The following is a 21,133-nucleotide window of genomic DNA, read 5'->3' on the forward strand; positions in this document are numbered from 1 at the left end:
AATACCAGTGGAGTCATTGATCGGACTGCTCGTCGCGGCACCGCTGCTGGGCGCGCTGGTGCTGCTCACCGGCGGGCGGCGGCTCGACCGCGCGGGGCACTGGCTGGGCACCGCGCTGGCCGCCGCGTCCTTCGTCCTCGCGGTGGTGCTCTTCTTCGACCTGCTCGGCCGCGCGGGCGGTGACCGCACCCTGCACCAGCACCTGTTCAGCTGGGTGCCGGTGGCGGGCTTCCAGGCGGACGTCGCCTTCCAGCTCGACCAGCTGTCGATGACGTTCGTCCTGCTCATCACGGGCGTCGGCTCGCTCATCCACCTATACTCGGTGGGCTACATGGAGCACGACCCGCGCCGGCGGCGGTTCTTCGGCTATCTCAACCTCTTCCTCGCCGCCATGCTGCTGCTGGTCCTGGCCGACAACTACCTGCTGCTGTACGCCGGCTGGGAGGGTGTGGGCCTCGCCTCGTACCTGCTCATCGGCTTCTGGCAGGACCGGCCGCGCGCGGCCACCGCCGCGAAGAAGGCGTTCATCGTCAACCGGGTCGGCGACGTCGGCCTGTCGATCGCCATCATGCTGATGTTCACCACCTTCGGCACCTTCACCTTCGGCCCGGTGCTCAGCAGCGCCACCGACACCGGCGAGGGCACCCTCACCGCCATCGGCCTCATGCTGCTGCTGGCCGCCTGCGGCAAGTCCGCCCAGGTGCCGCTCCAGTCCTGGCTCGGCGACGCCATGGAGGGCCCGACCCCGGTCTCGGCCCTGATCCACGCCGCCACCATGGTCACCGCCGGTGTCTACCTGGTGGTCCGCTCCGGCGCCATCTTCAACGCCGCGCCGGACGCCCAGACCGTCGTCATCGTCGTCGGCGCCGTCACCCTGGTGTTCGGGGCGATCGTCGGGTGCGCCAAGGACGACATCAAGAAGGCGCTGGCCGGCTCGACCATGTCGCAGATCGGCTACATGATGCTGGCCGCCGGGCTCGGCCCGATCGGCTACGCCTTCGCGATCATGCACCTGGTGACGCACGGCTTCTTCAAGGCCGGGCTGTTCCTGGGCGCCGGGTCCGTCATGCACGGCATGAACGACGAGGTCGACATGCGCAAGTACGGCGGCCTGCGCAGGTACATGCCCGTCACCTTCATCACCTTCGGGCTCGCCTATCTGGCGATCATCGGCTTCCCGTATCTGTCCGGGTTCTTCTCCAAGGACGAGATCATCTACGCCGGGTTCTCCAAGGGCGGCACCCAGGGCTGGATCCTGGGCTCGGTGATGCTGCTCGGCGCGGCGCTCACCGCGTACTACATGACGCGCATCATGCTGCTGACCTTCTTCGGCGAGAAGCGGTGGCAGCCGGACGCGCACGGGCACGAGCCGCACCCGCACGAGTCGCCCGCCACCATGACGATCCCGATGATCGTGCTGGCGATCGGCTCGGTCGGCGCCGGCTTCGCGTTCAACCTGAACGAGTCCTTCGCGCACTGGCTGGAACCGGTCACCGGGCTCGCCCACGGCGACTCCCCGGTCGGGCACGGCGCGGTGTCGCTGGCCGCGACCGCCGTGATGGTGATCGGCGTCGGCGCCGCGTACCTCCAGTACGGGCGGCGCCCGGCGCCGGTGGTGGCACCGGCCGGCAGCTTCCTCACCCGGGCGGCGCGCCGCGACCTGCTCCAGGACGACTTCAACCACGCCGCGTTCGTCACCCCCGGCACGTATCTCACCCGGGGTCTGGTGTACGTCGACCACAAGCTGGTGGACGGCGTGGTCAACGGCCTGGCCGCCGCGTTCGGCGGTCTCTCCGGGCGGCTGCGGCGGGTGCAGAACGGCTATGCCCGCAGTTACGCGGTCTCGATGTTCGGCGGTGCGGCGGTCCTGATCGCCGTGACCCTGCTGATGAGGGCGGTCTGAGATGTCATTTCCCCTGCTGACGGCCACGGCCCTGGCCCCCGCGATCGGCGCGGTGGCCACGGCCGCGGTGCCCGCGGCGCGGCGCACGGCCGCCAAATGGACGGCGCTGGGTTTCTCGGTGGTCACGGTGGTGTTCGCGGCTGCGGTGCTGCTGCGGTTCGACACCGGGCCCGGGGCCGACCGGTATCAGCTGACCGAATCCCTCACCTGGATCAGGGACTTCGGGGTCACCTACGAGTTGGGCGTGGACGGCATCGGTGTCGCCATGATCGGGCTCACCGCGATCCTCATCCCGTTCCTCATCGGGGCCGGCTGGAACGACGCGGACCCCAGGGAGGGCGAGACGCCGCAGAACAAGCGGTGGCGGCCCACCCAGGGGTTCTTCGCGCTGATCCTGCTGGTCGAGGCGATGGTCATCATGTCCTTCGCCGCCACCGACATCTTCCTCTTCTACATCTTCTTCGAAGCCATGCTCATCCCGATGTACTTCCTCATCGGCGGCTTCGGGGACCGGGCCGGGGGCGGCGACGAGGCGGGGCAGGCGCGGCAGCGCAGCTACGCCGCCGTCAAGTTCCTGCTGTACAACCTGGCCGGTGGCCTGGTGATGCTGGCGGCGGTGATCGGCCTGTGGGTCGCCACCAACGACCAGCTGGGCAACGGCACCTTCTCGCTGGCGGCGATCGCCGACGCCAAGGCGGCCGGTGAGCTGACCTTCGGGACCGGCACGGAACGCTGGCTGTTCCTCGGCTTCTTCTTCGCCTTCGCCATCAAGGCGCCGCTGTGGCCGCTGCACACCTGGCTGCCGAACGCCATGGGCGAGTCGACCGCTCCGGTGGCCGTCCTCATCACCGCCGTGGTGGACAAGGTCGGCACCTTCGCGATGCTCCGGTTCTGCCTCGGCCTCTTCCCGGAGGCGAGCAACTGGGCCACCCCGGCGGTGATCGTGCTGTCGCTGGTGAGCATCGTGTACGGGGCGCTGCTGGCGCTCGGCCAGCGGGACATGAAGCGGCTGATCGCCTACGCGTCGATCTCCCACTTCGGGTTCATCGTGCTGGGCATCTTCGCGATGACCAGCCAGGGCCACTCCGGGGCGACGCTGTACATGGTCAACCACGGGATCGCGACGGCCGCGCTGATGCTGGTGGCCGGGTTCCTGATCTCGCGGCGCGGCTCCCGGCTCATCGCCGACTACGGCGGGGTGCAGAAGACCGCGCCCGTGCTGGCCGGCACCTTCCTCGTCGGCGGTCTGGCCACCCTGTCGCTGCCTGGCCTCGGCCCGTTCGTCAGCGAGTTCCTGGTCCTGGTGGGCACCTTCAGCCGGTACAAGGCGGCCGGGATCATCGCCACCGTGGGCATCGTGCTGGCGGCGCTGTACGTCCTGGTGCTGTACCAGCGCACCATGACCGGCCCGGTGAAGCCGGGCCTGGAGAAGCTGCCGGATCTGCGGATGCGGGAACTGGCGGTGGTGGCCCCGCTGATCGCGCTGCTGATCTTCCTCGGCGTGTACCCCAAGCCGGTCACCGACATCGTCAACCCGGCCGTCGAGCACACCCTGTCGGACGTCAACAAGACCGATCCGCAGCCGAACGTGACCGTGACCGAAGCGGAGGGCGCCTCCCATGAATGACCTTCAGGCTCCTTCGATCGAATGGCTGGCCCTGCTGCCGAGCCTGATCGTGTTCGGGGTCGCCGTGATCGGGGTGCTGATCGAGGCGTTCGCGCCCCGTGCGGCCCGGTACGGCACCCAGGTGGTGCTCACCACCCTCGGCTTGGCGGGCGCGTTCGCCGCCGTGGTGGCCCTCGCGGCCGGCGGGCACGCCACCACCGAGGCGCAGATCGCGGGCATGGGCTCCCTGGCGGTGGACGGCCCCGCCCTCTTCCTCCAGGGCGTCATCCTGCTCGTCGGGCTGCTGTCGGTGTTCCTCTTCGCGGAGCGCCGCCTGGAGCCCGCCCGGCACGGTGCCCGGGTGGACTCGTTCGCGGCCCAGCCGGCGGCGGTGCCGGGCGGTGAGGCCGAGCAGGAGGCGGTGAAGGCCGGGCACACCACCACGGAGATCTTCCCGCTGCTGCTGTTCGCGGTCGGCGGCATGCTGATCTTCCCGATGGCCAACGACCTGCTGGTGCTGTTCATCGCCCTGGAAGTGCTGTCGCTGCCGCTGTACCTGCTGTGCGCGCTGGCCCGCCGCAAGCGGCTGCTGTCGCAGGAGGCGGCGGTCAAGTACTTCCTGCTGGGCGCCTTCGCCTCGGCGTTCCTGCTGTTCGGCATCGCCCTGCTGTACGGCTACGCCGGGACCGTCACCTACGCCGGGATCGCGGACGTCATCGGCGGCGCGCCGGCGGCCATCGACCCGGGGCTCGCCTCGACGATGGGCAACGACGCGCTGCTGCTGATCGGCGGGGCGCTGGTGGTCATGGGCCTGCTGTTCAAGGTGGGCGCGGTGCCGTTCCACATGTGGACCCCCGATGTGTACCAGGGCGCCCCGACCCCGGTGACCGGCTTCATGGCCGCGGCGACCAAGGTGGCGGCGTTCGGCGCGCTGCTGCGGCTGCTGTACGTGGCGCTGGACGGCACCCGCTGGGACTGGGAGCCGGTGCTGTGGGGCGTGGCCATCGCCTCGATGGTGGCGGGCGCGGTCATCGCGATCACCCAGACCGATGTGAAGCGGCTGCTGGCGTACTCCTCGATCGCGCACGCCGGGTTCATCCTGGCCGGTGTGGTGGCGGTGAGCGAGGACGGGGTGTCCTCGGTGCTGTTCTACCTGGCGGCGTACTCCTTCGTGACGCTGGGCGCGTTCGCGGTGGTCACGCTGGTGCGGGACGCGGGCGGCGAGGCCACGCATCTGTCGAAGTGGGCCGGGCTCGGGCGGCGGTCGCCGCTGCTGGCCGGGGTCTTCGCGCTGTTCCTGCTGGCCTTCGCGGGCATTCCGCTGACCTCCGGGTTCGCCGGGAAGTTCGCGGTGTTCCGGGCGGCGGCGGACGCCGGGGCGATGGGCCTGGTCATCACCGGTGTGGCGGCCTCGGCGGTGGCGGCGTTCTTCTACGTCCGGGTGATCGTGCTGATGTTCTTCAGCGAGCCGAAGGCGGACGGCCCCTCGGTGGTCATCCCGAGCCCGCTGACGATGTCGGTGGTCGGGCTCGCGGCGGCGGTCACGCTCGTGCTGGGCATCGCGCCGCAGTACTTCCTCGACCTGGCCGGCCAGGCCGGGGTGTTCGTGCTGCGGTAGCGCCGGGCGTCCCGTACCGGCGGTCCGGTGCGCGCACGCCGAGGGGCCGGAAACCCCCGGGAATCCGGGCCCTCGGCGGTGCTGTGGTGCGCGGACCGTCAGAAGCCGAGGTCGCTCAGGTCGCCCAGCTCATCCAGGTCGCTCATGTCGAAGTCCTCCATGCCGGGAACCTTGTCGTAGGTCTCGGTGGTGCCGTTGGACCAGGCGACGTCGAGGGAGGAACCGTCCAGCGTGAGGGCGGCCGACTCGAAGTCGGAGCCGAGCGCGCAGTCCAGGGTCAGGGCACCGTCGGTCACCGTGCCGCTGCAGATGTCGCCCTCCTCCGCGCTGAGGTTCAGCATGGCGGTGACCTCACCCTCGGAGACGATGATGGTGTTGGCCTCCGAGGAGGTCAGGTCCGAGGACCACCAGCCGGTGAGCTCCTCCGCGTTGGGGCCACCGGCCGGCGCGTCGTCGGCCGCGGGCTCGTCGTCCGTGGCGTCGCCGCCGGTGGTGGTCTCCTCCTGGGAGCCACTGCCCTTGGCGTCCTTGTCGTTGTCACTGTCGCTGCTGCAACCGGTGAGGATCAGAGCCGCCGCCGCGAGCGCCGCGGGCGCGGCGAGTCGTACTGCCTTGCGCATGAGTTCCCCTCGAACTGTGTGGTGAGGGCACCTTATCCGGAGCCGACGACACTCCCCTACGAAAAGGGCATGATCATCTCATCGGTTACGGACCTATTGCGCGGGCGCGTCCCCGGCGCAACCTGCCGGACACCCCCTACCGGGCGGGCAGGATCCGGCCGCTCACCTCGCCCAGGCCGATCCGGCCGCCGTCCGCGCCCGGCGCCCACGCGGTGAGGGTCACCTCGTCCCCGTCGGCGAGGAAGGCGCGCTCCTCCCCGTCCGGCAGCCGCAGCGGCTCGGCCCCGCTCCAGGTCAGCTCCAGCAGACAGCCCCGCTGGCCCGGCTCGGGCCCCGAGACGGTGCCGGAGGCGAACAGGTCGCCGGTGCGCAGGCTCGCGCCGTTCGCCGTCAGGTGGGCCAGCTGCTGGGCGGCCGTCCAGTACATGGCGGAGAACGGCGGCTCGCTGATGAGCGTGCCGTTCAGGTGGACCGACAGCCGCAGGTCCAGGCCCTGCGGCTCGGCGTCCGGGCCGGTGTCGTCCAGGTACGGCAGCAGCGGGTGGGTGCGCCGGGGCGGGGTGGTGCGGGCGTGTTCCAGGGCGTCCAGCGGGGTGATCCAGGGGGACAGCGAGGTGGCGAAGGACTTGCCGAGGAACGGGCCGAGCGGCACGTACTCCCAGGCCTGGAGGTCCCGCGCCGACCAGTCGTTGAGCAGCGCCACGCCGAACACGTGGTCGCGGAAGGCCGCCATCGGCACCGGGCTGCCCAGTTCGGAAGGGGTGCCGACGACGAAGCCGACCTCGGCCTCGATGTCCAGCCGGCGGCTGGGGCCGAAGTCGGGAGCCGCGGCCCCCGGCGGGCGGCGCTGGCCGCGGGGGCGGACCACCGGGGTGCCGGAGACCACCACCGTGCCTGCCCGGCCGTGGTAACCGATCGGCAGGTGCTTCCAGTTGGGGGTGAGCGGTTCGCCGTCCGGGCGGAAGATCCGGCCGACGTTGGTGGCGTGGTGCTCGCTCGCGTAGAAGTCCACGTAGTCGGCCACGTCGAAGGGCAGATGGAAGGTGGGCCGGGGGGATTCGGCGGGCGGGTGAAGGGGGAGAAGCAGCGGGGAAACGGTTTCCCGGTGCGCCGGGTTGCCGAGCCAGTCGCGCACAGCGGCGCGCACGGACTGCCACACGGGCCGTCCGGCGGCGAGCAGCGGGCCCAGGGAGGGGGCTTGGAGCAGCGGGGTGTGGGGCGAGCCCAGTGCGTGGGCCGCCGCGCCGGCGTCCAGGACGTGGTCGCCGTACCGGACGCCGATCCGGCGCCGGGCGGGTTCGCCGGGGTCTCCGGGGACGCTGAACACTCCGTAGGGCAAGTTGTCGAGACCGAAGAGTTCCTGGGGAGTGACGGCCATGCGGTGCCTCGCCTTCGAGGTCGTCGGTTACGGGGCGGGGACAGCGTATGCCCGACTGCTTGACGGGTACGCGCCGCTGACGGGGATGTGCCCGTGGTGATCCTTTGGTGACCGGCTACGCTGCCCAGGACATGGCAACGGAGACAGGAGAACGCTCGTGACCGTCGTGGGTCCGTTCGGGGTGAGCGTGCGGGACCGGGCTCTGGAAGTGGACGTCCAGGCCGGTCTGGCGGCTGTCGAGGCGGGTCTGATAGAGGCCACGAAGAGCGATGTCCCCTTCATCACGGAGGCCGCCCAGCATCTGGTGCGCGCCGGCGGGAAACGCTTCCGGCCGCTGCTGGTGATGCTGGCGGCGCGCTTCGGTGATCCGTACGCGCCGGGGGTCGTGCCGGCCGCGGTGGTGGTGGAGCTGACGCATCTGGCGACGCTCTACCACGACGACATCATGGACGAGGCGGAGATGCGGCGCGGGGTGCCCAGCGCCAACGCCCGCTGGGACAACTCGGTGGCGGTGCTGACCGGCGACTTCCTCTTCTCCCGGGCGTCCACGATGGTGGCCGATCTCGGCCCGGCGGCGGTGCGCATCCAGGCCGAGGCGTTCGAGCGCCTGGTGACCGGGCAGTTGCAGGAGACGGCGGGGCCCGGGACCGGCGAGGACCCGGTGGCCCACTACCTGGACGTGATCGCCGGGAAGACCGGGTCGCTGATCGCGGTGGCCGGGCGGTTCGGGGCCATGATGTCCGGGGCCGACGAGGCCGTCGTGGACGTCGTCACCCAGTTCGGGGAGCGGATCGGGATCGCCTTCCAGCTCGCGGACGACGTGCTCGACATCGCCAGTGACGGGGGCGAGTCGGGGAAGACGCCGGGGACCGATCTGCGCGAGGGCGTCCCCACGATGCCGGTGCTGCGGCTGCGCGAGATGGCGGCGCGCGGCGGGTCGGCGGCGGACCGCGAGCTGTGCGAGCTGATCTCCGGTGATCTGAGCGACGACGCGCGGCTTGCACGGGCGCTGGCCGGGCTGCGGGCGCATCCCGCGCTGGAGGCGGCGAAGCAGGACACGCTGCGGTTCGCCGACGACGCGCGCCGGTGTCTGGCGCCGCTGCCGGACGGGCCGGCGAAGGCGTCCATGGCGGCGCTGTGCGACCTCGTGGCGGACCGTACGCGGTAGCCGCGCGCGGGCGCGCTCCGGCGCGCGCATACGGGAAGGGGCGGTGCCTGCGCACCGCCCCTTGCGCGTGTCCCGGCCACCCCCGTGGGGAGAACCCTTACGGGTTCCGGCCGTTCCGGGGCGGCGGTCTACTCCGCGGGGAGGAGACGGGAGCCTCCCGGCGAAGGATGTCGAAAGCCCCTCACCCTGGTGCAATGGGTGGTGCTTGGGGCGACGGTGGACCGATCGCCGCCTGCGGACAGATGGGGATGAGGGTGACATGGGACTGAACGCGCGCGTCAGGCGGGCCGGTTTGCCGCTGGCGGTGGTGGCGGGAGCCGCCGTGATCGGGGTGGGGGTGTGGCCGGCGATCGCCAGCGACGGGGCGCCGGACCTGCCGGAGGTGACGGCCGAGGAACTGCTGGTGCGGATCGCGGAGTCCGAGACGACTCAGCTGTCCGGCACGGTGCGGGTCCAGGCCGACACGGCGCTGTCGGGGGTGGCGCAGCTGGCCCGTGGTCTCGACGGTCCCGCCGGGCGGCTGGCGGATCTGGCGGGCGGCAACAGCACGCTGCGGATCGCGGTGGACGGCCCGGACCGGCAGCGGCTGGCGCTGGTGGACGGCGACTCGGACCGCTTCGCGCTCATCCACCGCGGCCAGGAGGTGTGGGCGTACGACAGCGACAGCAACGTGGCGTACCGGGCCGAGGTGCCGCTGGACGCGGAGCGCGAGGCGCCGGGGGCCGACGAGCTGGGGGTGGCCCCGCACGTGACGCCGCAGGCGGCGGTGGAGCAACTGCTGGAGCGGGCCGGTGAGGTCGCCGAGGTGTCGGTGGACGGCACCGCCCGGGTGGCAGGCCGCAGCGCCTACCAGCTGCTGGTGGAGCCGAAGGACACGGTGGACGGACCCGTCGCCGTGGAGTCGGCCCGGATCTCGGTGGACGCGGAGACGGGGGTGCCGCTGGCGGTGACCGTGCAGGGGGAGCACGGGCCGCTGATGGACCTGGCGTTCGCCCAGATCACCTACGGCCAGCCGGCGGGCGGCAGCTTCGACTTCACCCCGCCGCAGGACGCGACGGTGGTGGAGGTCGGGGCCGGCGAGCCGCTGCCGGGTCTGCTGCCGGACGCGATGCCGGACTTCCTCGACGAACTGCCGGTGCACTGACGGCGCGCCGCGGGGCGGCGGCCCGGGGCCGGCGCCCGCGGGGGTGCCGGCTCAGGCGGCGCAGAAGGTGTTCCCCTCCGGGTCCTGCATGATCCACCAGTGTCCGGCCGGGCCCTGGTCGACCTCCCGGACGCGGGTGGCGCCCAGGGCCTCCAGGCGTGCGACGAGTTCGCCGAGCCGGCCGCGTTCGCCGTGGACGTCGATGTGCAGCCGGTTCTTGCCGGTGCGCGCTCCTGCCTCGGGCACGTCCTGGAACAGGATGCGGTGCCCCTGGCCGATGCCGGTGGCCTCGTCGTACGGCTCGTCCGGGTGCCGCACGGCGGCCAGGCCCGCCCAGGCGCGGCGGCCGTGGTGCTCGGTGAGCGCGTCCTGGCGGATGTGCCCGGCGCTCAGCAGGCGTTCGATGAGGGCGCTGTGGTCCTCGACGGTGTAGCCGAGCGCGCCGGCCCAGAAGTCGGCGAGGCGGTGGGCGTCGGCGGTGTCGACGACGAGTTTCCAGTGCAGCGGTGCGGTCGCGTTCATGTAACTGGTTATAGTAGTTACATGACCGGGAAGGCAACTCCGCCAGGCATGCCACTGCGTTCGGGTTGGGGAATCGCGTACCGCTTCGACCCCGGGGCGCTGAGCTTCGAACTCCTGGTCACCGGCGGTCCCGACCGGATGGCGCGCTGGGAGGTGCTGCACGCGCCGGAGGACCTGCGCCGCTGGGCCGGACAGTGCCGCCTGCACCCCACCCCGGCGCTGGAACTCGGCCCGGCGGACGTGCGCGCCGCCCGTACGCTGCGGGACGCGCTGTGGCGCACCGGCCTCGCCCGGGTCGCGGGCGAGGCACCGGCCCCGGCCGACCTCGCCGCGCTGAACGCGGCGGCGGCCGCCCCGCCGCTGATACCGCGCCTCGCCCCGGACACCACCACCGCCGGCTGGGCGGAACCGGCCACCGGCGCCCAGCTGCTGTCCACGGTCGCCCGGGACGCGATCGCGGTGCTGACCGGCCCGTACGCGGACCGGATCCGGGTCTGCGCGGGCGAGAACTGCTCCCTGCTGTACGTCGACACCTCCCGCCCCGGCCGCCGCCGCTGGTGCGCGATGGAGAACTGCGGCAACCGCCACAAGGTCCGCGCCCACCGCGCCCGGCAGGCACCGCGGGGGACGTGAGCGCGGCGCCCGGCTCAGCCGCGCGCGGTGTCCGGCGGCAGCGGCTCCTCGTGGCCCGCCGGCTCGCCGTCCGGCGGCGGGAAGGGCAGCGGCCGGCCGCAGACGGCGTGCGTCCAGGGGACCGTGTCCACGCTCTCGTCGAACCCGCGCCCGGGACCCCGCCCCGGACGCCCCACCGGAGCACGCTGTGTCATCGCCCGTCCGCCTCCCTGCTCGGCCCGGCCCCGCCCCAGTGATGCCCGCCACCGGGCCCCGGGATGCCGGGCCCGGACGCCCTGTTCGGCCGGGCCGGGCGCACCCGGCCCCCGCCGGGGCGCGCGCTCAGCGGTCCGGCAGGCCCAGCAGCCCCTCCAGATACGTCTCCAGCCGCTCCTGGAGCACCACCGAAGTCAGGTCCGCCCGGCCCAGGGCGCGCCACGGGGCGGCGACCTTCCCGGCGTCGGGGGCGTAGCCCAGCGCGTCCAGCACGGACCAGTAGCGGCGGGCCGCCGGGGTGGGGGAGAGGGTGCCGCCGCAGGCCGTGTAGCGGGCCGGGAAGGCCAGGCCCGCGGCCGGGCCGTGCAGCAGGGCGAGCGCGGTGGCGCAGTGCGCCACGTCGAGGTCGGCCGGGCCCCAGGAGGTCTCCACCCAGTCCACCACCCCGCTGACGGCGCCCGCGGCGAACAGCACATTGCCCGGGTGGTAGTCGCGGTGCAGGAACCGCCCCCGGTGGGCGGGCGGTTCGCGGTCGATCGCGGCGATCGCGCGGCGCCACAGCTCCGGGCGGCCGGTCCGTTCCGGCACCCGCACCCGGCCGGGCGCGGTCCACGCCTGGTACGGGCGCGGCCGGTCCGCCCCGGCCACCGCGAGGCCGTGGATACGGACCAGCTGGGCCGCCAGCGCGCCGGCCCGGGCCGCCGCCCCGGTGTCGTCCAGGCACACGGCACCGGGCAGCAGCGTCATCAGCAGCGAGGGGTGGTCGCAGTGGTCGGCGCGGGCGTCCACGGCCAGCAGCCGGGCGGCGGGGACGTCCGTCCCGGCCAGCAGCGTGAGGACGTCCGCCTCCCGGGTGAGCAGTCCGTCCGCGTGCCGCAGGAAGAACGCGTCGGTGAACGACCGCAGCACCAGGGAGCGTCCGTGGCTGGTGGTCAGCCGGCGCATCCGGGAGGTCCAGCCGCCCACCAGCGGGGCCTCGGCGGTGAGGTGTTCGCCGTCCGCCAGCTGGGCCCCGACCCACTGAAGGGTGCGCTCCGTCATGCCGGGCAGGCTATCCGGCCCGGCCCGCCTCCGTCCGGGCCTCCGGCCCGCTCTCCGGCGCCGCCGTGTGCGGCGTGTGGGCGAGGACGGTGCGCCGGGTGCGGCGCGCGGTGCGCAGCGCGTCGAACGTCAGCACGCACAGCGCCGCCCAGATCAGCAGGAAGCCGGCCCAGCGCTCCGGCGGCATCTCCTCGTGGAAGACGGTGAGGCCGAGCAGGAACATCATGGTCGGGGCGATGTACTGCATCATCCCGATCGTGGACAGCGGCAGCCGGACGGCGGCGGCGCCGAAGAAGATCAGCGGGAGCGCGGTGGCCACCCCGCTGGCGACCAGCAGCAGGGCCTGCCCCGGTCCTTCGGCGGTGAAGCTGGAGTCGCCGCGCGCGGTGAGATAGACCAGATAGCCGAGCGCGGGCAGGAACTGGAACGCGGTGTCGGCGCTGAAGCCCTGCACACCGTCCAGCCCGGTCTGCTTCTTCACCAGGCCGTACGCGGCGAACGAGGTGCTGAGCGCGAGCGCGATCCACGGGACCTGGCCGTAGGCGATGGACATCACCAGCACCGAGGTCAGTCCGATGCCGACCGCCACCCACTGGAGGACGCGCAGCCGCTCGCCCAGCACCAGGACGCCGGCGGCGATGGACAGCAGCGGGTTGATGAAGTAGCCGAGCGAGGACTCCAGCACCCGGTCGTTCGCGATGGCCCAGATGAACAGGCCCCAGTTGACCGAGATCAGGGTCGCGGAGAGCGCCACCATCGCCAGCTGCTTCGGCCGCCGCAGCAGCGGCCCGATCCACGACCAGCTGCGCACCAGCAGCAGGATCACCAGCGCGGTGGGCAGCGACCACACCATGCGGTGGGACAGCACCTCCAGGGCGCCCAGATCCTCCAGCAGACGCCAGTACAGCGGCAGCAGCCCCCATATTCCGAAGGCCGCGAGACCGAACACCATTCCGGCCCGTCCGCCGCCCGCCCCTGCGCTCACCGCTGCCTCCTCCTGTGCTGTCTCAACCACCAAGAAGGTAGCGCCTGACGGGGCCGCTGTCATTCCCGTTCCGGTCTACACACCTGTCTGTCGCGGGTGTCACGTCCGCCACCCCGTCCCCGGCAGACGAACGGGCCATCCCCCGCCCCGCGCCTGCGCGGAGGAGAGATGGCCCGAAGCCGGCCGGCGCGGGTCAGCCCGCGACGGTCCAGGTGTCGTTGCCCTGGAGCAGCGCCGCCAGATCGCCCTTGCCCTTGCGGGCCACCGCGTCCTCCAGCTGGTCCGCCATCAGGTCGTCGTACACCGGCCGCCGCACGCTGCGCAGCACCCCGATCGGGGTGTGGTGCAGGGTGTCCGGGTCAGCCAGCCGGGACAGCGCGAACGCCGTCGTCGGCGAGGGGGAGGCGGCATTGTGGACGAGCACCCGGCCGGCGTTCTCCGCCGTCACCTCGGCGACCTCCACGTCCCCGGTCTCCTGGTTCCGGAAGACGCCCCGGGAGCCCAGGCCGTCCTCGCCCGGCAGACCGAACCGGATCGGCTCGCCGTCCTCCAGCCGGATGACCGCTTCCAGCGCCCGCTGCTTGTCCTTCAGGGCCTCAAACGCGCCGTCGTTGAAGATGTTGCAGTTCTGGTAGATCTCGATCAGCGCCGAGCCCTTGTGCTCCGCCGCCGCCCGCAGCACCGAGGTGAGGTGCTTGCGGTCGGAGTCCACCGTCCTGGCCACGAACGACGCCTCCGCGCCCAGCGCCAGCGACACCGGGTTGAACGGGGTGTCCAGCGAGCCCATCGGGGTCGACTTGGTGATCTTGCCGGTCTCCGAGGTCGGGCTGTACTGACCCTTGGTCAGCCCGTAGATCCGGTTGTTGAACAGCAGGATCTTCAGATTGACGTTCCGGCGCAGCGCGTGGATCAGGTGGTTGCCGCCGATCGACAGCGCGTCGCCGTCACCCGTGACCACCCACACCGACAGATCGCGCCGCGAGGTGGCAAGGCCCGTGGCGATCGCCGGGGCCCGCCCGTGGATGGAGTGCATCCCGTAGGTGTTCATGTAGTACGGGAAGCGGCTGGAGCAGCCGATGCCGGAGACGAAGGTGATGTTCTCCCGGGCCAGGCCGAGTTCGGGCATGAAGCCCTGCACGGCCGCCAGCACCGCGTAGTCACCGCAGCCGGGACACCAGCGGACCTCCTGGTCCGACTTGAAGTCCTTCATCGACTGCTTCGCCTCGGCCTTGGGCACCAGCGACAGCGCTTCAGTGATCATCGGCGGGGCCTCCTTCGGCCTCCAGGATGGCGTTCGCGAGCCGCTCCGCCTTGAACGGCAGCCCGGTCACCTGCGTGATGGACACAACGTCGACGAGATACCTGGCCCGCAGCAGCGAGGCCAGCTGGCCCAGGTTCATCTCCGGCACGAGCACCCGCTCGTAACCGGCCAGCACCTCGCCCAGATTCGCCGGGAACGGGTTGAGGTTCCGCAGATGGGCCTGCGCCACCGCGCCGCCCGACCGGCGGATGCGGCGCACGGCGGCCGTGATCGGCCCGTACGTCGAACCCCACCCCAGTACCAGCGTCCTCGCGTCGCCGCCCGGGTCGTCCACCGTGACCGGCGGCACCTCGATGCCGTCGATCTTGGCCTGCCGGGTGCGGACCATGAACTCGTGGTTGGACGGCGAGTACGAGATGTTTCCCGTGCCGTCCTGCTTCTCGATGCCGCCGATGCGGTGCTCCAGCCCGGGCGTGCCCGGCACGGCCCACGGCCGGGCCAGCGTCTCGGGGTCGCGCTTGTACGGCCAGAAGACCTCGGTGCCGTCGTCCAGCGTGTGGTTCGGCCCGGTGGCGAACCGCACCCGCAGATCCGGCAGCTCGGAGACCTCCGGCACCCGCCACGGCTCCGAGCCGTTGGCCAGGTACCCGTCGGAGAGCAGGAAGACCGGCGTCCGGTACGTCAGCGCGATCCACGCCGCGTCCAGCGCCGCCGTGAAGCAGTCCGCCGGGGTGGCCGGCGCCACGACCGGCACCGGCGCCTCACCGTTGCGCCCGTACATCGCCTGGAGCAGATCCGCCTGCTCCGTCTTGGTCGGCAGCCCGGTGGACGGGCCGCCGCGCTGGATGTCCACGATCAGCAGCGGCAGCTCCAGGGAGACCGCGAGACCGATCGTCTCCGCCTTCAGCGCCACCCCGGGCCCCGAGGTGGTGGTGACCCCCAGCGCGCCGCCGAACGCCGCGCCCAGCGCCGCGCCGATACCGGCGATCTCGTCCTCCGCCTGGAAGGTGCGCACGCCGAAGTTCTTGTGACGGCTCAGCTCGTGCAGGATGTCGGACGCCGGGGTGATCGGGTACGAACCCAGGTACAGCGGCAGGTCCGCCTGCTGGGCGGCGGCGATCAGCCCGTACGACAGCGCCAGGTTGCCGGAGATGTTCCGGTAGGTGCCGGCCGGGAACGCGGAGGTGGCCGGGGCCACCTCGTAGGAGACCGCGAAGTCCTCGGTCGTCTCGCCGAAGTTCCAGCCGGCCCGGAACGCCGTGATGTTGGCCTCGGCGATCTCGGGGCGCTTGGCGAACTTGGTGCGCAGGAAAGCCTCGGTGCCCTCGGTCGGCCGGTGGTACATCCACGACAGCAGCCCGAGCGCGAACATGTTCTTGGAACGGCCGGCGTCCTTGCGGCTCAGCTCGAACCCCTTGAGCGCCTCCACCGTCAGCGTGGTCAGCGGCACCCGGTGGACGCTGTACCCGTCCAGGGAGCCGTCCTCCAGCGGATTGCTGTCGTAGCCGACCTTGGCCATCGCCCGGACACCGAATTCGTCGGTGTTGACGATGATCTCGGCACCGCGCGGCACATCCGCGATATTGGCCTTCAGCGCCGCCGGATTCATCGCCACCAGCACATTGGGCGCGTCGCCCGGGGTGAGGATGTCGTGGTCGGCGAAATGCACCTGGAACGAGGACACCCCCGGCAGCGTGCCGGCGGGGGCGCGGATCTCGGCGGGGAAGTTCGGCAGCGTCGACAGGTCGTTCCCGAAGGACGCCGTCTCGGAGGTGAAACGGTCGCCCGTCAGCTGCATGCCATCGCCGGAGTCGCCCGCGAAGCGGATGATCACCCGGTCCAGACGCCGGACTTCCTTGCCCTCCGCGCCGCCGCCACCTTGGTGCGGTTCCTGGCCGGACTGATCGACCTGATCGACCTGGCTGGTCACTGCTTGTAGCCCTCCTCGAGGCGGCCCTTGTCAGCCATCGTACGTGGGTAAGGATCGCCTTACTGAGCTGATCACATCATGGACGACAGGTCTGGCCCGTTCGTACCCCGATTTCGGCGTCCGGTGATCCCCCCTCCGCACTCCAGCGTCGCAAGTCCCCTAGGAGTTCAGATAGGTCAGAACTGCCAGAACACGGCGGTGATCTGTGTCACTCTGTGCCAAACCGAGCTTCATGAAGATATTGCTCACATGCTTTTCTACCGCACCGTGGCTGACCACCAGCGCGCTCGCGATCGCCGAGTTCGTCCGCCCTTCGGCCATCAGACCTAGGACCTCCCGCTCGCGCGGAGTGAGCGCCGCCAGCACATCCTGCTTGCGGCTGCGGCCCAGCAGCTGCGCCACCACCTCCGGGTCCAGCGCCGTCCCGCCCCGGGCCACCCGCTCGACCGCCTCGGCGAACTCGCGCACATCCGCCACCCGGTCCTTCAGCAGATAGCCCACCCCCCGGCTGGAGCCCGCGATCAGCTCCGTGGCGTACTCCTCCTCCACATACTGCGAAAGGACGAGGACCCCCAGGCGCGGGAAATCGGCCCGCAGCCGCACCGCCGCCCGCACCCCCTCGTCGGTGTGCGTGGGCGGCATCCGCACATCGGCCACCACCACGTCCGGCAGCCCCTCGCCCGCCGCCAGCTCCCGCACCACCGCCACCAGCGCCTCGCCGTCCCCGACCCCCGCGACCACCTCGTGGCCCCGGTCGGCCAGCAACCGGGTCAGCCCTTCCCGCAGCAGCACCGAATCCTCGGCGATGACCACCCGCACCCGTACTCCCCGTTCCGCTCACCGACCGACGATCCACCGACCGGCGATCCCGGCCGCGTCCAGGATCTCACCGGCGGGTCACCGGTCGCGCCACGGCAGCTCGGCCGTCACCGTGGTCGGCCCGCCCGGCGGGGAGACGATCGCCAGCAGCCCGTCCACGGCGGCCAGCCGCTCGGCCAGACCCGCCAGGCCCGAGCCGGCCGCGGCGTCCGCGCCGCCGCGCCCGTCGTCCCACACCTGGAGCAGCAGCCGGTCCTCCGCCGTGCGCCACGCCTCCAGCCGGGCACGGGTCGCCCCGCTGTGCTTGCTGACGTTCTGGAGCAGCTCGGAGGCGGTGAAGTACGCGATGCCCTCGATGGCCTGCGCGGGCCGCACCGGCAGCTCCACCTCCACGGCCACCGGCACCGTGCAGCGCGAGGCCACCGCCGACAGCGCGGGCCCGAGACCCCGGTCGGTGAGGATCGCCGGATGGATGCCCCGGGCCAGATCGCGCAGCTCGGCCAGGGCCAGCTTCACCTCGCCGTGCGCCTCGTCCACCATCCGCGCCGCCGCCTGCGGATCGGTGGCCAGCTTCTCCTTCGCCATGCCCAGGTCCATCGCCAGCGACACGAGCCGGGCCTGGGCGCCGTCGTGCAGGTCCCGCTCGATGCGGCGCAGATCGGCCGCCGAGGTGTCCACCACCGCCGAGCGGTCCGACTCCAGCTGGATCACCCGCTCCCCGGCGGCGGACGGCCCCAGCAGCCCCGCCACCAGCAGCCGGTCCACATGGCCCATGCCCCGGATCAGCAGCCCCGCCGCGTACAGGCACAGCACGCCCGCGACGACGGCGAGGACGAACTCCGGCGGGCCGTCCCAGTGCCAGCCGCCGCCCCGCCCGTCGAGGTTCACGCCCACCGGCTCGGACAGCCACCAGTACCAGACCGGGTAGGTGACGGCGGCCCAGCCGGCCGTCCACAGGGTCAGCACCGTGCAGAAGGTGAACAGCGCCCACGGCGCGTGCACCAGCGCGTACCCGGCCGCCCGCCACGACACGCTGCTGCGCAGCATCGCGCCGACCCAGGCCAGCGGCCCCGCGCCGCCCGGGCGCGGGCGCAGCGGCTCCGGCTCGGCCACCTCCGAACGCAGCAGCAGCCGGGCCCGCATCCGCTCCAGCGCGCCGTAGCCGCGCAGCGCCAGCAGCACGAACGCCAGCAGCGGGACACCGACCAGCGTGATGAGCAGCAGGCCGCTGATCGCGAAGCCGGCGACCGCGAAGAGGGAGGCGGTGAGGGCCAGCGGGAAGTTCAGCAGCATGTGCAGGCCCTCGCGCCAGGTGCGGGCGGCGACGGGCAGCAGCCAGGGGGAGGGGGAGGTGCGGCTCATGACGGTGTCCTTCTGGGATGCGCGGGCTCGGCGGGGCTGGACGGGACGCGGCGGGGCTCAGGTGCGGTCGCGCCAGGGAAGTTCGGCGGTGACCGTGGTCGGCCCGCCCGCCGGGGAGTCGACGACGAGCCGGCCGTCCACGGCGGCCAGCCGCCCGGCCAGGCCCGCCAGGCCCGAACCGGCGGTGGCGTCCGCGCCGCCGCGCCCGTCGTCGAAGACTTGGAGCAGCAGCCGGTCGCCGTCCCGCCACAGCGTGACCCGGGCGCGGGCCGCGCCGCTGTGCTTGCTGACGTTCTGGAGCAGTTCGGAGACGGTGAAGTAGCCGATGCCCTCGATGGCCGGCGCCGGGCGCTCGGTCAGCTCGTCGCGGACCGCGACCGGTACGGTGCAGCGCGAGGCCACCGCCGACAGCGCGGGCCCGAGACCCCGGTCGGTGAGGATCGCCGGATGGATACCGCGCGCCAGGTCGCGCAGCTCGGCCAGGGCCAGCTTCACCTCGGCGTGCGCCCCGTCCACCAGCGGCGCCGCTTCCTCGGGTGAACGGAGCAGCTTCTCCTTCGCCAGGCCCAGCTCCATCGCCAGCGACACGAGCCGGGCCTGGGCGCCGTCGTGCAGATCGCGCTCGATGCGGCGCAGATCGGCCGCCGAGGTGTCCACCACCGTCACCCGGCCCGCCTCCAGCTCGGCGATCCGCCGCTCCAGGCCGTCGGACGGCGACAGCAGCGCCCGGACCAGCGCCCGGTCCACCTGGCTCGCGCCCCGCGCCAGCCAGGGCAGCAGCGGCCACAGCACGAACAGCGACGGGAGGAGCAGGGCGAAGGTGAGCAGCCCCCACAGCAGCCGCACCGGGAAGAACAGCGCGGTGCGCCAGCCGACCGGGTCCTTCAGGGTGTTCCACAGCCAGCCGAAGAACCCGCCGCCCCGGTAGGTGGGTGCCAGCGGGCTCGGCTCCTCCACCCGCAGCCCCAGCAGCGCCCGGGCCCGGGCCCGCTCCCAGCCGCCGATCCGCCGGATACCCACCAGCCCGGCGGCCAGGAACGGCAGCCCGACGACGGTGAGGGACAGCAGCGCCCCCGCGTAGATCCACACCACGACGTAAGCGAACGCCGCCAGGTCCACGATCCAGCTGCTGCCGAGGTACGCCAGCTCGCCCCAGGTCCGCGCCGCGAGCGCGGGACGCGGCGGCGGCAGGGGTTCCGGGAGGCTCGCGGGGTGCGGGGTGCTGCTGGTCATGCGTCCAGACTGCCGGGCGCGGCGGCGCCGGGCCATGGGGTGGGTCGGTGGACGGTGGTAGGGCTACCCCCACCTTTCCGCTACCCCCTAGACTCCCGTGCTGACAGATCACCGGGCGCGCCGGAGGGGCAGGCAACCGTGCCGGAATACTTCCACGGCTACGCGGTCGTGGGTCTTGTCGCGGTGGTCGGCGCCGTCTTCGTGGCGGTGGCCTTCACGGCGGGCCGGCTGCTGCGCCCCGTGGTGCCCACGCCCGAGAAGCTCATGGTGTACGAGTGCGGGGTGGACCCGGTCGGCGAGGGCTGGGCGCACACCCAGGTGCGGTACTACCTCTACGCCTTCCTCTACGTCATCTTCGCCGTCGACGCGATCTTCCTCTTCCCGTGGGCGACGGTCTTCGCGGGCGAGGGCTTCGGCGGGACGACGCTGGTGGAGATGTTCGTCTTCCTCGGCTTCCTGTCGGTGGGGCTGCTGTACGCGTACAAGAAGGGGGTCCTGACGTGGACGTGAGCAACGTGAAGCTCGGCGCCCTCGCGCGGCTGGCTCCCGAGCCGATGAAGGTGGTGCTCAACTGGGGGCGCCGCTACAGCCTGTGGGTGTTCAACTTCGGGCTCGCCTGCTGCGCCATCGAGTTCATCGCCGCGTCGATGTCGCGGCACGACTTCATCCGGCTGGGCGTCATCCCGTTCGCGCCGGGGCCGCGCCAGGCCGACCTGATGGTCGTGTCCGGCACGGTGACCGACAAGATGGCGCCGGCCGTGAAGCGGCTGTACGAGCAGATGCCGGAGCCGAAGTACGTCATCTCGTTCGGGGCGTGCTCCAACTGCGGCGGCCCGTACTGGGACTCGTACGCCGTCACGAAGGGCGTGGACCAGATCATCCCGGTCGATGTGTACGTGCCGGGCTGCCCGCCGCGGCCCGAGGCGCTGCTCCAGGGGATCCTGAAGCTCCAGGAGAAGATCGCGCAGGAGTCGACGGCGCAGCGGTACGGGCCGGGGCGCGGCGCCTCGGCGGCGGAGCTGACGAGCGGACTGGTCGAGCGGTGAGCGGGACGGCCGACGAGGCGGGGGCGACCGGGGAGTTCGGCGCGGACGCGGTGGTGTCCGAGGCGTACGGGCTGCGCACCGTGGACGTGCCGGCCGAGCGCTGGCTCGCGGCGCTGCGGACCGCCAGGGACGAGCTGGGCTGCACGTTCTTCGACTGGCTGAGCGCGGTGGACGAGGGCGCGGACGGCTTCCGGGTGTGCGCGCACGTCGTGGCGCTCGGCGCCCCGCCGCGCGGGCTGCTGCTGCGGACCCTGCTGCCGCGCGAGGCGCCGTCGCTGCGGAGCGCGACCGGCGTGTACGCGGGCGCGGCCTGGCACGAGCGGGAGACGCGGGAGATGTTCGGGGTCGACTTCCCCGGTCACCCCGGCCTGGAGCCGCTGCTGCTGCCGGAGAGCTTCGAGGGACACCCGCTGCGCAAGGACTTCGTCCTCGCGGCACGGGTGGCCAAGGCGTGGCCGGGCGCGAAGGAGCCCGGCGAGTCGGGGCACGGCGCCCCCAAGCGGCGGCAGACGCTGCCGCCCGGGGTGCCCGACCCGAACGAGTGGGGCCCGCTGAAGGGCCCGCTCCCGGCGGCCGGTGGCGAGGAGGACGCGGCGCGCCCGCCGCGCCGCACCCGCTCGGCCACCGGCGGCTCGGCGAGCCGGCGCGGCGACGAGGGCCAGGCGCCGG

General features: G+C 72.5%; 20 protein-coding genes. 9 read left to right on the top strand and 11 right to left on the bottom strand.

The genetic code is table 11. The features are described from left to right. The first annotated feature begins 7 nt into the window (after positions 1-7). The 3 genes from nuoL to nuoN are packed head-to-tail and all read left to right on the top strand — an operon-like array spanning position 8 to position 5,127. Positions 8-1,903 (top strand): NADH-quinone oxidoreductase subunit L, encoded by a 1,896-nt coding sequence (nuoL, locus tag ACFV5N_RS04755; protein ID WP_385594054.1) that lies wholly within the window; start codon positions 8-10, stop codon positions 1,901-1,903. Position 1,904: 1 nt separating this feature from the next. Further along, on the top strand, positions 1,905-3,530 hold the full coding sequence (locus ACFV5N_RS04760) for an NADH-quinone oxidoreductase subunit M (RefSeq protein WP_385594057.1): 1,626 nt from the start codon (positions 1,905-1,907) through the stop codon (positions 3,528-3,530). Continuing rightward, positions 3,523-5,127, top strand: a complete 1,605-nt coding sequence (gene nuoN, locus ACFV5N_RS04765; RefSeq protein ID WP_385594060.1) for an NADH-quinone oxidoreductase subunit NuoN — start codon at positions 3,523-3,525, stop codon at positions 5,125-5,127. Before ACFV5N_RS04760 ends, nuoN begins: the two co-directional genes overlap by 8 nt. Before the next feature lie 98 nt (positions 5,128-5,225). Here the strand turns inward: nuoN and ACFV5N_RS04770 are convergent, their stop codons facing one another. Both ACFV5N_RS04770 and fahA read right to left on the bottom strand, forming a co-directional pair. Then, positions 5,226-5,747 carry a hypothetical protein gene (locus ACFV5N_RS04770; RefSeq protein WP_385594063.1) on the bottom strand — a complete coding sequence of 174 codons (522 nt, stop codon included), beginning with the start codon at positions 5,745-5,747 and terminating at the stop codon, positions 5,226-5,228. A 136-nt stretch (positions 5,748-5,883) separates the two neighbouring features. Next, positions 5,884-7,125 carry a fumarylacetoacetase gene (fahA, locus tag ACFV5N_RS04775; RefSeq protein ID WP_385594066.1) on the bottom strand — a complete coding sequence of 414 codons (1,242 nt, stop codon included), beginning with the start codon at positions 7,123-7,125 and terminating at the stop codon, positions 5,884-5,886. 157 nt (positions 7,126-7,282) lie between these two features. Here fahA and ACFV5N_RS04780 point away from each other — a divergent pair, with 157 nt between their 5' ends. Together ACFV5N_RS04780 and ACFV5N_RS04785 are read left to right on the top strand one after the other, a co-directional pair. Continuing rightward, positions 7,283-8,293, top strand: a complete 1,011-nt coding sequence (locus ACFV5N_RS04780) for a polyprenyl synthetase family protein (RefSeq protein ID WP_385594069.1) — start codon at positions 7,283-7,285, stop codon at positions 8,291-8,293. 259 nt (positions 8,294-8,552) lie between these two features. Beyond that, complete coding sequence (locus tag ACFV5N_RS04785) at positions 8,553-9,437, top strand: outer membrane lipoprotein carrier protein LolA (protein ID WP_385594072.1); 885 nt, start codon at positions 8,553-8,555, stop codon at positions 9,435-9,437. 51 nt (positions 9,438-9,488) lie between these two features. On the opposite strand, the gene ACFV5N_RS04790 is transcribed toward ACFV5N_RS04785, so the two are convergent. Further along, positions 9,489-9,959 carry a VOC family protein gene (locus ACFV5N_RS04790; protein ID WP_385594074.1) on the bottom strand — a complete coding sequence of 157 codons (471 nt, stop codon included), beginning with the start codon at positions 9,957-9,959 and terminating at the stop codon, positions 9,489-9,491. Between the two features lie 21 nt (positions 9,960-9,980). On the opposite strand from ACFV5N_RS04790, the gene ACFV5N_RS04795 reads away from it, so the two are divergent. After that, positions 9,981-10,592, top strand: coding sequence for a CGNR zinc finger domain-containing protein (locus ACFV5N_RS04795; protein ID WP_385594077.1), 612 nt, complete (start codon positions 9,981-9,983; stop codon positions 10,590-10,592). A gap of 14 nt (positions 10,593-10,606) precedes the next feature. Here ACFV5N_RS04795 and ACFV5N_RS04800 read toward each other — a convergent pair whose 3' ends face one another. The 8 genes from ACFV5N_RS04800 to ACFV5N_RS04835 form a co-directional block, all read right to left on the bottom strand. Next, the gene (locus tag ACFV5N_RS04800) at positions 10,607-10,786 is read right to left on the bottom strand and encodes a hypothetical protein (protein ID WP_385594080.1); all 180 of its coding nucleotides are present in this window, start codon (positions 10,784-10,786) and stop codon (positions 10,607-10,609) included. A 127-nt stretch (positions 10,787-10,913) separates the two neighbouring features. Further along, entirely contained in the window at positions 10,914-11,828 is a 915-nt protein-coding gene (locus tag ACFV5N_RS04805; RefSeq protein ID WP_385594083.1) for a phosphotransferase family protein, read from the bottom strand. Positions 11,829-11,838: 10 nt separating this feature from the next. Next, positions 11,839-12,780, bottom strand: coding sequence for an EamA family transporter RarD (rarD, locus tag ACFV5N_RS04810; protein WP_385594103.1), 942 nt, complete (start codon positions 12,778-12,780; stop codon positions 11,839-11,841). Positions 12,781-13,006: 226 nt separating this feature from the next. Further along, positions 13,007-14,074: a 2-oxoacid:ferredoxin oxidoreductase subunit beta gene (locus ACFV5N_RS04815; protein WP_385594085.1), complete on the bottom strand. Its 1,068-nt coding sequence runs from the start codon at positions 14,072-14,074 to the stop codon at positions 13,007-13,009. Beyond that, complete coding sequence (locus ACFV5N_RS04820) at positions 14,064-16,004, bottom strand: 2-oxoacid:acceptor oxidoreductase subunit alpha (protein WP_385594088.1); 1,941 nt, start codon at positions 16,002-16,004, stop codon at positions 14,064-14,066. The genes ACFV5N_RS04815 and ACFV5N_RS04820 overlap by 11 nt, the downstream gene beginning before the upstream one ends. 159 nt (positions 16,005-16,163) lie before the next feature. Beyond that, positions 16,164-16,823: a LuxR C-terminal-related transcriptional regulator gene (locus tag ACFV5N_RS04825; protein ID WP_385594091.1), complete on the bottom strand. Its 660-nt coding sequence runs from the start codon at positions 16,821-16,823 to the stop codon at positions 16,164-16,166. 78 nt (positions 16,824-16,901) lie between these two features. After that, entirely contained in the window at positions 16,902-18,185 is a 1,284-nt protein-coding gene (locus ACFV5N_RS04830; protein WP_385594094.1) for a sensor histidine kinase, read from the bottom strand. A 57-nt stretch (positions 18,186-18,242) separates the two neighbouring features. Continuing rightward, on the bottom strand, positions 18,243-19,418 hold the full coding sequence (locus tag ACFV5N_RS04835) for a sensor histidine kinase (protein ID WP_385594097.1): 1,176 nt from the start codon (positions 19,416-19,418) through the stop codon (positions 18,243-18,245). A 138-nt stretch (positions 19,419-19,556) separates the two neighbouring features. On the opposite strand from ACFV5N_RS04835, the gene ACFV5N_RS04840 reads away from it, so the two are divergent. From ACFV5N_RS04840 to ACFV5N_RS04850, 3 genes are all read left to right on the top strand, one after another. Continuing rightward, positions 19,557-19,928, top strand: a complete 372-nt coding sequence (locus ACFV5N_RS04840) for an NADH-quinone oxidoreductase subunit A (protein ID WP_019435788.1) — start codon at positions 19,557-19,559, stop codon at positions 19,926-19,928. Beyond that, positions 19,919-20,464: an NADH-quinone oxidoreductase subunit B gene (locus tag ACFV5N_RS04845; RefSeq protein ID WP_019435789.1), complete on the top strand. Its 546-nt coding sequence runs from the start codon at positions 19,919-19,921 to the stop codon at positions 20,462-20,464. The genes ACFV5N_RS04840 and ACFV5N_RS04845 overlap by 10 nt, the downstream gene beginning before the upstream one ends. Further along, the coding region (locus tag ACFV5N_RS04850; protein ID WP_385594101.1) for an NADH-quinone oxidoreductase subunit C at positions 20,461-21,133 on the top strand (673 nt) is incomplete at its 3' end. The genes ACFV5N_RS04845 and ACFV5N_RS04850, both read left to right, overlap by 4 nt.

Source organism: Streptomyces sp. NPDC059853, assembly GCF_042731495.1.
Lineage (GTDB): Bacteria > Actinomycetota > Actinomycetes > Streptomycetales > Streptomycetaceae > Streptomyces.

Bases quoted from the DNA above. Each gene is read 5' to 3' on its own strand.
- ACFV5N_RS04760 (WP_385594057.1), top strand. From the start codon at position 1,905: ATGTCATTTCCCCTGCTGACGGCCACGGCCCTGGCCCCCGCGATCGGC.
- nuoN (WP_385594060.1), top strand. From the start codon at position 3,523: ATGAATGACCTTCAGGCTCCTTCGATCGAATGGCTGGCCCTGCTGCCG.
- ACFV5N_RS04770 (WP_385594063.1), bottom strand. From the start codon at position 5,747: ATGCGCAAGGCAGTACGACTCGCCGCGCCCGCGGCGCTCGCGGCGGCG.
- fahA (WP_385594066.1), bottom strand. From the start codon at position 7,125: ATGGCCGTCACTCCCCAGGAACTCTTCGGTCTCGACAACTTGCCCTAC.
- ACFV5N_RS04785 (WP_385594072.1), top strand. From the start codon at position 8,553: ATGGGACTGAACGCGCGCGTCAGGCGGGCCGGTTTGCCGCTGGCGGTG.
- ACFV5N_RS04790 (WP_385594074.1), bottom strand. From the start codon at position 9,959: ATGAACGCGACCGCACCGCTGCACTGGAAACTCGTCGTCGACACCGCC.
- ACFV5N_RS04795 (WP_385594077.1), top strand. From the start codon at position 9,981: ATGACCGGGAAGGCAACTCCGCCAGGCATGCCACTGCGTTCGGGTTGG.
- ACFV5N_RS04800 (WP_385594080.1), bottom strand. From the start codon at position 10,786: ATGACACAGCGTGCTCCGGTGGGGCGTCCGGGGCGGGGTCCCGGGCGC.
- ACFV5N_RS04805 (WP_385594083.1), bottom strand. From the start codon at position 11,828: ATGACGGAGCGCACCCTTCAGTGGGTCGGGGCCCAGCTGGCGGACGGC.
- rarD (WP_385594103.1), bottom strand. From the start codon at position 12,780: ATGGTGTTCGGTCTCGCGGCCTTCGGAATATGGGGGCTGCTGCCGCTG.
- ACFV5N_RS04815 (WP_385594085.1), bottom strand. From the start codon at position 14,074: ATGATCACTGAAGCGCTGTCGCTGGTGCCCAAGGCCGAGGCGAAGCAG.
- ACFV5N_RS04830 (WP_385594094.1), bottom strand. From the start codon at position 18,185: ATGAGCCGCACCTCCCCCTCCCCCTGGCTGCTGCCCGTCGCCGCCCGC.
- ACFV5N_RS04835 (WP_385594097.1), bottom strand. From the start codon at position 19,418: ATGACCAGCAGCACCCCGCACCCCGCGAGCCTCCCGGAACCCCTGCCG.